General features: G+C 47.2%; 15 protein-coding genes. 2 read left to right on the forward strand and 13 right to left on the reverse strand.

What is annotated here, in order from left to right:
* Positions 1-133 precede the first annotated feature (133 nt).
* The 12 genes from G9U52_RS32195 to G9U52_RS32250 all read right to left on the reverse strand — a co-directional run bounded on the left by G9U52_RS32195 (position 134) and on the right by G9U52_RS32250 (position 8,902).
* Positions 134-295 (reverse strand): hypothetical protein, encoded by a 162-nt coding sequence (locus G9U52_RS32195; RefSeq protein WP_166155408.1) that lies wholly within the window; start codon positions 293-295, stop codon positions 134-136.
* Positions 296-452: 157 nt separating this feature from the next.
* Entirely contained in the window at positions 453-1,154 is a 702-nt protein-coding gene (locus tag G9U52_RS32200) for a metal-dependent hydrolase (RefSeq protein WP_166155410.1), read from the reverse strand.
* Between the two features lie 69 nt (positions 1,155-1,223).
* Positions 1,224-1,367, reverse strand: a complete 144-nt coding sequence (locus G9U52_RS32205) for an Imm51 family immunity protein (protein ID WP_311764961.1) — start codon at positions 1,365-1,367, stop codon at positions 1,224-1,226.
* 12 nt (positions 1,368-1,379) lie between these two features.
* Entirely contained in the window at positions 1,380-2,051 is a 672-nt protein-coding gene (locus G9U52_RS32210; RefSeq protein ID WP_166155414.1) for a GNAT family N-acetyltransferase, read from the reverse strand.
* A gap of 32 nt (positions 2,052-2,083) precedes the next feature.
* Complete coding sequence (locus tag G9U52_RS32215; RefSeq protein WP_243767686.1) at positions 2,084-2,896, reverse strand: GNAT family N-acetyltransferase; 813 nt, start codon at positions 2,894-2,896, stop codon at positions 2,084-2,086.
* A complete protein-coding gene (locus G9U52_RS32220) occupies positions 2,868-3,854 on the reverse strand; it encodes a carbon-nitrogen hydrolase family protein (RefSeq protein ID WP_166155416.1) in 987 nt (328 codons plus the stop codon). The genes G9U52_RS32215 and G9U52_RS32220 overlap by 29 nt, the downstream gene beginning before the upstream one ends.
* 62 nt (positions 3,855-3,916) lie before the next feature.
* Positions 3,917-4,849, reverse strand: coding sequence for a tyrosine-type recombinase/integrase (locus tag G9U52_RS32225; RefSeq protein WP_311764955.1), 933 nt, complete (start codon positions 4,847-4,849; stop codon positions 3,917-3,919).
* A gap of 164 nt (positions 4,850-5,013) precedes the next feature.
* A complete protein-coding gene (locus G9U52_RS32230) occupies positions 5,014-6,063 on the reverse strand; it encodes an MBL fold metallo-hydrolase (protein ID WP_166155418.1) in 1,050 nt (349 codons plus the stop codon).
* Between the two features lie 33 nt (positions 6,064-6,096).
* The gene (locus G9U52_RS32235; protein ID WP_166155420.1) at positions 6,097-6,633 is read right to left on the reverse strand and encodes a hypothetical protein; all 537 of its coding nucleotides are present in this window, start codon (positions 6,631-6,633) and stop codon (positions 6,097-6,099) included.
* Positions 6,634-6,823: 190 nt separating this feature from the next.
* A complete protein-coding gene (locus G9U52_RS32240) occupies positions 6,824-7,129 on the reverse strand; it encodes a hypothetical protein (protein ID WP_166155422.1) in 306 nt (101 codons plus the stop codon).
* A gap of 168 nt (positions 7,130-7,297) precedes the next feature.
* Positions 7,298-8,185: a non-homologous end-joining DNA ligase gene (gene ligD / locus G9U52_RS32245; protein ID WP_166155424.1), complete on the reverse strand. Its 888-nt coding sequence runs from the start codon at positions 8,183-8,185 to the stop codon at positions 7,298-7,300.
* Between the two features lie 162 nt (positions 8,186-8,347).
* Positions 8,348-8,902, reverse strand: a complete 555-nt coding sequence (locus tag G9U52_RS32250; protein ID WP_166155426.1) for a D-lyxose/D-mannose family sugar isomerase — start codon at positions 8,900-8,902, stop codon at positions 8,348-8,350.
* Between the two features lie 223 nt (positions 8,903-9,125).
* Between G9U52_RS32250 and pdxR the strand changes: the two genes are divergently transcribed.
* Complete coding sequence (pdxR, locus tag G9U52_RS32255; protein ID WP_166155428.1) at positions 9,126-10,565, forward strand: MocR-like pyridoxine biosynthesis transcription factor PdxR; 1,440 nt, start codon at positions 9,126-9,128, stop codon at positions 10,563-10,565.
* Positions 10,566-10,666: 101 nt separating this feature from the next.
* A complete protein-coding gene (locus G9U52_RS32260; protein WP_166155430.1) occupies positions 10,667-10,882 on the forward strand; it encodes a hypothetical protein in 216 nt (71 codons plus the stop codon).
* A 121-nt stretch (positions 10,883-11,003) separates the two neighbouring features.
* Here G9U52_RS32260 and G9U52_RS32265 read toward each other — a convergent pair whose 3' ends face one another.
* The gene (locus G9U52_RS32265; protein ID WP_166155432.1) at positions 11,004-11,888 is read right to left on the reverse strand and encodes an aldo/keto reductase; all 885 of its coding nucleotides are present in this window, start codon (positions 11,886-11,888) and stop codon (positions 11,004-11,006) included.
* Between the last annotated feature and the right edge of the window lie 2 nt (positions 11,889-11,890).

Genomic DNA, 11,890 nt, shown 5'->3' on the forward strand with positions numbered 1-11,890 from the left:
AAACTAATAGGGGCTTGCATAATGTAAGGTACAAGTTTAACCTTTTAAACTAATTAAAGTCGCGAAAGCTTGTCCAGGGCAGTAGTCGCAGTCGCGACATGCAAAGCGTTTATTTGATCTTCCAAATTCATTGTCAGAGGTCCCGTGCAGCAGCTTCTATACCTGCAAGCTTTATCGGCGAATTGGCATCGCTGTACAAAATCCGGCTTTCTGGCAGCGTAACAAGTGCCTTGTCTTTCAGGGCGAATGGAGCTTGTTGAGAAAGTCCCGTAGGACGCTTGAGCACTTCGCACAAACTAAAATGCCGCCCTAAGCGTCCTCATTCGAGAATACCCAGGCGGCATTACGTATACATTTTAATGAAGGGATATCCATTTACGAGTCTAATATTAAACAATCTGCAAATCTACTCGACATGGAATTCGGAGCGGTGTTCCTCGACAACTGGAACTTTATTTATTGCCAACTTTGACTTCAAAGCTATCGCCTGGCGCTAGCACTCTGCCTTGCTGGCCTTGTGCCTCTAATTGCTGGACAAACGCTAATGCATCCTGACGGATGATCGAGAAGGAATTATAATGCACAGGTATAGTAAGCTTGGCACCGAACCATTGGGCGGCCAATAGCGCATCCTCAGGTCCCATTGTATAATGATCACCAATCGGTAAAAAAGCGACATCGATGTCGTAACGCTCCCCGATCATTTTCATGTCCCCGAACAAGGCTGTGTCCCCAGCATGCAGGATGGTTAAGCCTTCAGCACGGATAATAAATCCGGCAGGATTACCTCCATAAATAATCTGCCCCTCTTCAAGCTGGATGCTTGAGCTATGGAACGCTTGGATCATTGTAGCTTTGCAAAACTCCAAGTCAACCGTACCACCCAAATTCATATCGATGGTTTGAAGACCTTTGCCCGCCAAATAAGTCGCCAGCTCCACTACTGCTACTATCGGAATTTGATTACTTTTGGCGATTGGTTCAGCATCCAGAATATGGTCAGTATGGGCATGGGTCAGTAAAATAACATCGGTTTTAATATCCTCAGGCTTGATAACCGCTAGCTCATTACCTCTTAGAAAGGGGTCTATCACCAAGGATTTGCCATTTGTTTCTAGCTGTACACATGAATGTCCATGATAAATAAATTTCATATCAATCAGCTCCTTTATATTTAGTCCTTTTAGGTCCTTTTAATTCCTTTTAAATTCTCTTACATCCTACTAATCCAGTTCAGCCCGTGAAAATAAGTCATTAATCAATGCATTATCTTCACATGCTTCCTTAAAGGCGATTGCAAAATGGCGCATAGCCTCTTTCTCATGGGTATAAGCAGCAAACATATCCGCTTCCGGATCAAAACGAATAACATCTGGATCCTATAATGGCAATAATGCAACCTTATCGCGCCGCTTCAAGCCTTCAACCATATCCAGCCACTTCACCGGCTTATCTGGCAGTATCGCATAATACCCAGTCAAAAATTGCACAACCAATTTTGCCGGAATGTCGGCAAGCTCGTCATCCTGGGGCATAAAGCCCAAGTCAAGCTCCTCAACCGCCACCCCGTTATTTTCCCATGATGGATGCACATAGCCGAGCTCCAACCGCTTGTAGCCTAGATGGGACAGCACCTCTCGGCGCACATAAGGATCCATCGGCTTGACCCCGCCGAACACATGCCCCTCAATGCGGTAGGGGTCATAAATTTCGGCAAACATGCCCAGCATCGGTTTACCAGAAAGGCGGGCCAGCTCCAGCAAATCCGCCATCCTTTTCTTCACGATAAACCGCCCTATGCTAAGCCCGGCTTGCCCGATAATCGTGAAATCTGTCATCGCTACCTGCAGTTCATCGTAATAGCGGTATTCGGTTGCACCGACGACCTCCCCCTCGTGCTTGACAACAAATACCCGGATACCCGGATCTTCCAGCGGATCTCTCCATAAGGAATATTCCAATACCTCCTCGGGTGGAAACACCTTTTTCATCAGCTCATGCATCAGCAGAAAATTGGGGTCATCTATACTTGTAATACGTAAAAATTCCATGTCAACGACTCCTTTGGTTGGTATAAAAAGCATTAGCTGTTGTAAAATGCAGTTCGAAACGGGTTGCGCCATTCCATCAGCAGCCCATAATGGCAGGATTCCTCATCGTCCAAATAGTTCGGGACAACCTGCATAGGAGTGCGTCCGCAGCGCAATAAAAAGGTAATGACTGGGTCCTTGTAGCGCCCCTCCAAGATCCCCTGCACGTATTGCTCAATCGTTACGGCCTCTGCAACCTTATGATAGCCCGGCATCCTGCCTCCGCCCAGCAACCGTACCAAGCCTAGCTGTACGGTCAGCTCATACATCGCCTGCATCAGCAGCTTGCCCAAGCCCAGCTTGCGGGAGGCCGGCCGGATGCACACATCGACGATATACAACGTATCTCCGTCGGGCTGGTGGTTGCGGATGTACCCATCATCCGTCATGGCTGCCCAGCTATGGTCACCTCTACTATTTCTAGTAATATTAGCGCTAGAACCAGCGTTGTAGCCCGCACCCTCATCAACGCCAGCGCTAGACGCAGCAGATTTAGTATTGGTGCCATCATCGGCACCATGTGCATCTCCGAGCTTATGATGGACAAGCAAAGCTGTCATTGACCCAACAAGCTCGCCGCCAAGCTCCACACATAACGCCCCTTCCGGGAACCTTGTGATATGCTCCCGGAGCTGCGCCTCGTTCCACCAAAGCTCGGACGGAAACGGCGGCGGAAAGCTTTCCTGCTGGATGCGGATTAATGCCGCAAAATCTCGCTCGGTATAATTACGAATGATGGCTTCCCGCGGCTGACCCTTGTCAAATACATATAACCTTTTATGATAGAGGTTCATCGTTTTTTTCATCCATCTTTTCATCCATCTTTTCTGATAAACTTTCTGGTACAGATTCTGTTAGATGTTCTGTTACAGGTTCTGTTAGATGTTCTGTTACAGGTTCCTCGACCTCCCAATCCGTATACAGGTCCGTCCGGCGATCGCGCCAGGTCGTCACGGAGCCCCGCTCCCGCACCTGCGCCAGCAACTCCAAGTCCAAGTCACCCGTCACCACCATATCGTGGTTAAGTTCGCCTTGCGCCATAATGCCTCCGGGAGGAAATGGGACATCATTAGGCGTGAGAATCGCGGCTTGCCCAAAGTTACCGCGCATAAAATCAACCGTTGGCAACGTTCCAACCGTGCCTGTGGTCACCACATAAATCTGGTTCTCAATCGTCCTTGCATGGCAGGTATAACGAACCCGGTGAAAGCCGTGGCGGTCATAGGTACAAGAGGGGCAGAATAAAACATCGGCGCCCCGCGCACGCGCCATTCGCACAATTTCGGGAAACTCCACATCATAGCAAACCAATATGGCAATCCGCCCTTTGTCTGTATCAAATATTTCCAGTGCATCCCCCGCACCCATGTTCCAATCCTTCACCTCAGAGGGAGTGAGATGTAGTTTTTTTTGTACACCCATCCGTCCGTCAGGATAAAATAAATGCGCGGTATTATACAGCTTGCCATTTTCAGCAGTAATGTGTGTCCCCGCGATCAGGTGCATGCCCGACTGCTCGGCAAGCCGCTTGAATAAGCTGCGGTATTTTTCCGTATAATTAGGCAGCGCCGTGATCGGCAACGCTTTCCCCGAGCTATCGCCTATCGACATTAATTGGGTCGTAAACAATTCGGGAAATAAAATGAAATCCGCTCCATATTCCGTCGCAATGGACACATAATGCTCTACTTGCTTTGCAAATTCAACAAAGCTGCCTATCGTATGTAGATGGTACTGTACGGCACTCACCCTTATTTTGGTCATTGCTGGCTCCCCAATCTTTGCTAACTGTCCTTGTTGTATTTTACCCTATCGCGGGCCCGCACTCAAATATTGCTCGTTGCTTTGCGCATCGACGTAGGCAAACGCGGGATCACCCGGTTCATCGCCTCTTGCTTTTGCTTGTCACCCACATGTGTATAAATTTGTGTCGTTTGGATACTGGCATGCCCAAGCAGCTCCTGCAGCGTTCTGATATCGGTACCTGCAATGACCTGCATCGTAGCAAAGGTGTGCCTAAGCTTATGGCTGGACAGCGCCTTGCCTTGCAGCTCCTGGTAGTGCTTTTTGAGCTCGATAAAATGGGACTCGGCGATTTTCTGGATCATCCGTGTAGAGATGCGCCGCCCGAACTGGGAAACAAAAAACGCTTGCTCCGTCGTTTTCCTCGGGTCAATCCGCTCGTTTAAGGCAGCGCCCAAAACCTCCGCTATGGAAGCAGGTAAAGGAACCGACCTCCATTTCCGCCCCTTCCCGTATACCTGAAGCAGCTGAGTGGTACGGTTGAAATCCGACATATTCAGCTGGTGCAATTCACTTACCCGCAAGCCGGCATAGCTCATCAACAGAAACATCGCCACATTGCGCAGCTGGTATTTGCCTTCAATCGATTCGAGGAAAGCCGTCAACAAATCCTCATCCAAATAGGAGGGTAGCGAATTTTTCTCGACCTTGGATTTCTTCAAATGCAGGGCTGGATTATTCACGGCATATTTGTGCTCTATGAGCGCCCCGAAAAAAGTTCGGATAGACGACAGGTAGCGGTTCCTTGTGGAATCCCCTGCTCCCCCTTGGCGCATCTTCGTTAAAAAACGGACGACATCAATCGCTTCCAGCTCATGGATGGTTTTTGTAATCGCCGCCAGAAAAAGCCGGACGTCGCCCAAATACGCTTTTTGCGTTTGTGGTGTGAAGCCTTGGTCCTTCATCCAAATATCAAACAGCTCTAAGAGCTCATCCACCTCGTATATTGTGTCCACTACGCATCGCTCCGTTCGTTACAAGTGAAATTACGCTAAATATCAATTTAGCGTAATTTTTTAAGGGAAAATAAAACTGCAAAATTCAGCATTTTGCAGCGTTTAAATCCCTATTGGATAGCGCTAAATCGTTGTATGTATAGGCTTTGCCACGATGATTCCGACTATTTCCACCAAATCGAGGACGGATAAGAAGCATTATGGATGCTTACGGTTTCGCCAATCCTTGGAGAGGCTATCGCTACGCCTCGTTCTTGCGCCGCTTTACTAATCCGTTCGATCGGATCCGTCCAAGCATGGAACGCCAATTTGAAAGCGCCCCAATGTATCGGGATCATCATTTCCCCTTTGACATCAAGCTGGGCTTGCACGGTTTCTTCGGGAAGCATATGGATCGCCGCCCATCTATTATCATACTGGCCGCATTCCATTAGTGTCAAGTTAAATGGCCCGTATTTCTCGCCAATCGCTTTGAAGTGCGGCCCATAGCCGCTGTCGCCGCTGAAAAACAATTTGCCCTCCGCATGGGCGATCACCCACGAGCACCATAAGGTGGAGTTATTGTCCAACAAATATCTTCCCGAAAAATGAATCGCAGGCGTACAAGCCAAATTTAACCCTTCAAACTCGGCTTCCTCCCACCAATTGAATTCATGAATTTTCTCCGGGTCTATCCCCCATCTCCTCAAGTGCCTGCCTACTCCATTGGGAACGTAAAAACGACCCACCTTATGCTTGAGCTTCTGGATGGAGCCATAATCCAAATGGTCGTAGTGGTCATGCGAGAGCAGCACCGCATCAATAGCGGGCAGCAGGTCGATATCGATCGGCAGCTGCTTGCTGTACCTTTTATTACCGAACCATGGAAAAGGTGTTGGCGCCTTGCCAAACATCGGATCCAGCAGCAAGGTTTTATTGCCTAACTTGACAAGAAAAGCAGAATGCCCAAACCAGATCACCTGACTTTGCCCCGCTTTAAAAAGCTCAATATCAATTGCGTTCATTGAAATTGGTTTTATTGGTTTATCATTCGGTATCCCTTTAGCCATGTCCCTAAAAAGCGATAGGCTCGTGCCCGGCGCCAGACTGGAGGTTACCCCGCTTTCATTCACAAACTTTTCCCGCGACCACCTGCCGCCAAACACAGGATACCAACGCAAAAATAAAACCAATCCCAATAGCCCTCCACCGAGGATAAAAGCGGCAATAACCATACTCAAGCTCCTAATAGTCAATTTCTTCCTACATTAAGGAAAATCCAAAGTATCATGAATGACCATAAACATCGACTTTAGTTGTTCTGGATATTTACGTTGTAGCTCTTGCCATTTTTCATTAGGGAGCACAATAATATCATGTGTGTCAGACATATAGGATCCAGTAATGAGACGCGGCTCATACCTGTCTTTAATAATGGCTGCGAAGCCCCGAATCGTAATATAACGGTCCTGCGGGGAGAAGCTAAGCTTGATCGGGTAGACGTCACCATCATAGGTAACCTTCAAGCCATCATCTGTATTTTCTACCTCAACAGTCTCTGGGATCGATTCCCCTAGCAGCCTTACAATCTCCTCATCATATTCCCGCCAATCAATGGACTTGGCAAAGACGTAAGCAAAAATTTGCAGCGCCTGATCGTTAAAGGGATAGGTCGCCAGCTCCTCAAGGTCTGCAGCTGAAATTCCGTGTTGCCTAAATGAGCTTTTATAGGTTTCGATAAACTCTTGGATGTGTGCCTTGTCCGTTTCAATTAAAAGATTTAAATCCTTATCCGTTGGCATCATGCTGGTTGGCTCCCTCCAAGTGGCATATCGTTCTATTCCCTATTCCATACTAGCATAATGGATTATAGAGGTAAATTTTTGCAATAGGCTGCACAAGCAAACCCTTCCTTCCATTCCCCTCACAAAAAACAGCTTGGAGTCCACCATCGGCGGTTTCCAAGCTGTTTTATATAGTGTCTATTGTTATATCTTAAGAGTGGCCAGCATGCTTCCAGCTAGTAGGTTGTCCGGACTTAGGACAATTGGGGAAGACTTCACCTTTTGTAAATTCTCTGCGTTCTCCGTCTTTATCCATATAGGCACCGGTTTCCGTTACCGTTTCTCCGGATTGATGGCGATGGTCAGCATGCCTCCAAGAAGTAGTTTGATTCGTAACAGGACAAAGAGGGAAATGCTCGCCTTGCTTCAATTCTTTGCTTTCTCCAGCCGCGCAAATATAAGTTCCTGTCTCAGCAACGGTTTCGCTCGTATGGTGCAAATCTTTGGTTGTTTGCATAATCTAACATCCCTTCATTTCGGATTTACTGCAACCTTCAATTATGCAGCTATGGCTATATTACCCGAAGTGTCTGGGAGATAATCAGGAATTTAGCTTTGGGGGAGCCTGTTCCTAACTCAACATATAGCTGCATCTTGAGTATTTGATCCAAGACAGGCTCCGTATTCAAGTGCGGATACGGTCAATAATTGGATTTAAATCCTGCTTTTGCACTTGGCTGATAAGGTCTCCATGTTTAGCTAGGCGTTCCTCAATGGTCCATAAGTTAAACGCATGAGGTGATATATTATGCTCGACTTCCTGCCAAAAAAGCGGGGTGGATACTGTTGCTTGCTGCCTTGCACGAGGGGTGTAAGGTGCAGATAGGCTTTTGCCAAGCGCATGCTGGACATAGTCGATATAGATTCGCGTTCCGCGGTTTTTTTTCAGTCTTTCAATCGTAAATAACTGTGGATTTCTTTCCACCAAATACTTACTGACAAAGCCGCCGATTTTTTTCAACTGAGCGAAGGTATGCCCTTCGGTAATCGGTATAATAATTTGCACACCCGTGGCGCCGGAGGTTTTGGGAACAGATTGAATGCCGAGCGAATGAAGGGTTTCCCCTATAATTGCGACAGCTTCCATCAGCCGCGGCTCATCCTCAACACTAGGGTCGATATCGAGCACCCATTCTGCTGGCGCTTGCCCGCCTATTCGTTCGAACGAGGGATGGAATTCAACCGCCGCTAGATTACCCAGCCATATCAAGGTAGACAAAGAGTCCAGATTAATATAATGAATGCCTTCCTTTTCCGCGGTATGTACATAAGGAGGTAAGGGCTTAGGGGCATTTTTCTGGTAAAAGGATTTGCCATGGATCCCATCAGGGAAACGGATTGTAGTCAAGTAGCGGTCTTGGCAATAGCGCATTAAATAGGGGGCTAACAGCACCAATTTTTGCAGATACACGAATTTATTAATCTCAAGCTCTGGCCATAGCCATTTATCTGGATGGGTAACGGCAATTTCATTGCCTTCGATTTCTACTATTCCGGAATTTGCTGTGCGCATCGCTCCATCTTCTCCTTCACCGTTTTAAGTCAGAGCCCTTCATTTAGTATTTACCAAAATGGGAAAGTCTAACAAACCATAATTAGTTTACATAATATATATTATGTAAACTAATTATGGTGATTAAACGATGCTAACATTTATTTGCTTTTTGCAGCAGGTTCAGTCCTCCCCAATTTTCTGGATGCGCTCGATGTTAGGATCAGTAAAGATGTCATATTCGTCCCTGCTAGTAGTGGAAAATTCGGAGACGATTGCTCCTTCCTGACCTGCCTGAAACCAATACTTCACTCCGGGCTGGATCGTATACTGTTGGCCTGGCTCCAATTCGACCTCGTGAAAAACCGTATAATAAGCCTCACTCCCGCTAGGAATTACCGCCTGAAGCTTCTCTGTGGGGGCTCCGTCTACATATAAATAAACGATACCTGCGCGGCAACGAAAAGTCTCCATCTTGCCTGGATCGCTTCCAACCGGCGGATGCAAATGCTCCGGGCATGTCTGCCGCGGGAATAGCACCAAATCTTTGGCACAATAACGATCGTTATTGACATAAGTAATAAGCTCCAGCCCTTGAAGCTCCAATTCTCCCAACCCAAAGCTTGCGACTTCGATTCTCGTTTGCTCTTCCGCTGTTAAGACGATCCCATTGCTGGCCAATAAAGCTGATGTCTTTTGTACAGCTTTGTTAAATTCATTGCGTGTCAATGACTTCATTAGTTTCCCTCCACCTTAAATAAGTGCTTTAACTTCAAGAAATTCATTTAAATATGTACATAATATGGCTATTATACATCGGAATCCTCCACCTTTGTCTAGCTCAAACTTTCTATTCACTTGTCGTTTTTGCCATCCATTTGTTAGAATGATGAGTACACATTTTTTTGACTGTTCGAGGTTACTTATCGTTATATCCCTGACAAAGCTGGTGATTACAAGCATGTGGAAGCCGGATCGATCAAGTAAAAAGCCGATCTACCAACAAATCACAGATGAAATGGACCGCCGAATTGTATATGGCGAATACCCACCCGGCAGTTTCCTTCCCTCCGAAAGAAAGCTTGCCGAACAGCTGGAGGTCAACCGAAGCACTATAGTGCAAGCTTATGAGGAGCTTCGTGCCAAGGGTATTGTCGAGAGCAGCGCTGGAAACGGAACGATGGTAAGCAAGCATATGTGGGAGATCCACCCCAGCTTAACGCCGAATTGGCGAAAATACGTTGATGGCGGAACCTTCGCGCCTAACCTACCCTTTATTCGCCGTGTACGCGAGGTTCTGCGTGAGCATGAGTCGATGGTGGATTTTGCAAGCGGCGAGCTTTCCACGGACCTATTCCCTAATACAGCCATTCAACAGCTATTGCGAGAGGTTCCCTTTGAAGCCCATTTAGGCTATGATGACCCACAAGGATATTTGCCATTAAGAGAGTCGCTTGCGACATTTTTGGAAACCCATTTGGATATTCGTACGACGGCATCATCGGTTTTAATTACTTCAGGTTCACAGCAATCGCTTTATTTAATCACCCAATGCTTGTTGACACCGGGCGATGCCGTTGCCATAGAGGACCCTTCCTATTGCTACTCCCTTCCGATGTTCCAGTCTGCGGGACTGCGGCTGTTTCGTTTACCTGTCTATAGCGATGGCATGAATCCCGAGGATATCCGCAGCTTATTCCGCCAGCACCGCATTCGGATGTTATTTTTGAATCCTAATTACCAGAATCCAACAGGCAGTATCCTACACCCTTCAAAACGGAGCTTATTGCTAAATATAGCTGCTGAGCTTGGCATTCCGATTGTTGAGGACGACCCGTTTAGCTTGACCTCCTTCGACCACCAGCCTCCAAGCAATTTGAAAAGCATCGACACGCACAGCTCCGTGCTTTATGTTGGTTCTTTGTCGAAAATTGCCGCATCGGGCCTTCGTATTGGTTGGCTGGTTGCTCCGCAGTCTGTGGTTAAACGATTAGCCGATGCCAGACAGCAAATGGACTTTGGGCTAAGTATTGTCCCGCAGTGGCTCGCACATCAATTTTTGGCGACTGGCTTATTTGACCAGCATATCCACTTCTTGCAGGATGCGCTCGCTCATAAGCAGGCTTTAATGATACGTGCCTTGCAGCAAGAGCTACAGGACCTAATAAGCTTCACCCCCTCCTATGGCGGACTGAATCTATGGTGCAAGCTGGAGCAACCCGTCGATGAGTTTAAACTATTGGAGGAAGCGATCAAACGAGGTGTCGTGTTTATGCCCGGTAACGTATTTGGCTCTGAGCAAGGTCGCATACGCTTAAGCTACGCTCGCCCAGCTATCGAGGATATTGGCCCGGGTATTATCAAATTTGCCCAAGCTTACCGTTCATTGCTGCGGGGATGACCCTCCGGTGGATGGTTTAAAAGCGGCACGGGTGGATGGGTACATTTTCGGCAATAATCATTATATTAAGAGAGTACAAATTTCTATTGGAGGTTACGCTAATGTCACTGTCCGTTTATTACTTATTATTCGCAACCATTCTATTACTTGCCGGAGTAGCGACCTTCCTTGTCGGTATTTCCAAAAAAAACAAAGAGGGAGATCCGGTTTATGACAGCCGCACAAAAAGCTATTGGTCCCGGCTCTCCTGGATTTATCTTGTCGTTATAGTGTTAGGGTATGTCGCTTTTTTCCTTTTCATTACGAGATCCCCTTAACTATACAAAGCCGACCTACACCAAGATTGACCAACTGTTTTCGACATGAAGTCCATAAAAAAGCACCTCTGTCCCACTTTAAGTGGATACGGAGGTGCTTTTGCTTATTAGAGCTGGTTCTCTATACCATATCTAATGGCATTTTGCGGGTAGACTGCGGGAAAGCCTGATCTAGTTTATTCAGATCCTCAGCAGACAGTTGAATGTGACCTGCCGCTGCATTTTCGATCACATGCTGCTCAGAGGATGCCTTCGGTATCGCAATGACATCGCCATTTCGGATGCACCACGCTAGCAGCAATTGCAAGGGCTTGACCCCATGCTTGCTAGCAAGCTCCATAACGGTCTGGTTCTGGACCAAACCCTTGCGTAAAGACCCTGCTTGTGCCAGTGGGCAGTAGGCCATAATCGGCATCCGGTGTGTACGCTGCCATGGAAGCAAATCATATTCAATGCCACGCGAGCCTAAATGATAAAGCACTTGGTTCGTTACACAGCTAGTGCCTTTAGCCAAACGGGACAGCTCTTGCATATCCGAGGTGTCCAGGTTGGAGACGCCCCACCTTAATATTTTGCCCGCTGCCACTAATTTCTCCATGCCTTCAATCGTTTCAGCCAAAGGCACATTGCCTCTCCAGTGCAGCAAATACAGATCAAGGCGATCCGTTTGCAGACGCTGCAAGCTCTCTTCGCAGCTTCTGGCAATCTGCTTCAGCCCTGCATGGTGCGGATATACCTTGGAAACGACAAACACTTGGTCCCGGATTCCTGAAATCGCCTCGCCAACCAACAGCTCCGATTTACCTTCCCCATACATTTCAGCTGTATCGATTAGACTCATCCCAAGCTCTACGCCCAGCCTTAACGCTTTGATTTCTTCGCTTCTTTTACTTATATCATCCCCCATAAACCAAGTGCCTTGACCGATAGCTGGCACCGATGCACCGTCTGAGAATGTTACCATAGATCGCTTATCTATTGATTGCTGATCGGAATTTGCCATCATTA

This window comes from Paenibacillus agricola, assembly GCF_011440305.1.
GTDB lineage: Bacteria > Bacillota > Bacilli > Paenibacillales > NBRC-103111 > Paenibacillus_S > Paenibacillus_S agricola.

Coding starts and splice junctions, on each gene's coding strand:
- G9U52_RS32200 (WP_166155410.1), bottom strand. CDS start 1,154: ATGAAATTTATTTATCATGGACATTCATGTGTACAGCTAGAAACAAAT.
- G9U52_RS32210 (WP_166155414.1), bottom strand. CDS start 2,051: ATGGAATTTTTACGTATTACAAGTATAGATGACCCCAATTTTCTGCTG.
- G9U52_RS32215 (WP_243767686.1), bottom strand. CDS start 2,896: ATGAAAAAAACGATGAACCTCTATCATAAAAGGTTATATGTATTTGAC.
- G9U52_RS32220 (WP_166155416.1), bottom strand. CDS start 3,854: ATGACCAAAATAAGGGTGAGTGCCGTACAGTACCATCTACATACGATA.
- G9U52_RS32230 (WP_166155418.1), bottom strand. CDS start 6,063: ATGGTTATTGCCGCTTTTATCCTCGGTGGAGGGCTATTGGGATTGGTT.
- G9U52_RS32235 (WP_166155420.1), bottom strand. CDS start 6,633: ATGATGCCAACGGATAAGGATTTAAATCTTTTAATTGAAACGGACAAG.
- G9U52_RS32240 (WP_166155422.1), bottom strand. CDS start 7,129: ATGCAAACAACCAAAGATTTGCACCATACGAGCGAAACCGTTGCTGAG.
- ligD (WP_166155424.1), bottom strand. CDS start 8,185: ATGCGCACAGCAAATTCCGGAATAGTAGAAATCGAAGGCAATGAAATT.
- G9U52_RS32250 (WP_166155426.1), bottom strand. CDS start 8,902: ATGAAGTCATTGACACGCAATGAATTTAACAAAGCTGTACAAAAGACA.
- pdxR (WP_166155428.1), top strand. CDS start 9,126: ATGTGGAAGCCGGATCGATCAAGTAAAAAGCCGATCTACCAACAAATC.
- G9U52_RS32260 (WP_166155430.1), top strand. CDS start 10,667: ATGTCACTGTCCGTTTATTACTTATTATTCGCAACCATTCTATTACTT.
- G9U52_RS32265 (WP_166155432.1), bottom strand. CDS start 11,888: ATGATGGCAAATTCCGATCAGCAATCAATAGATAAGCGATCTATGGTA.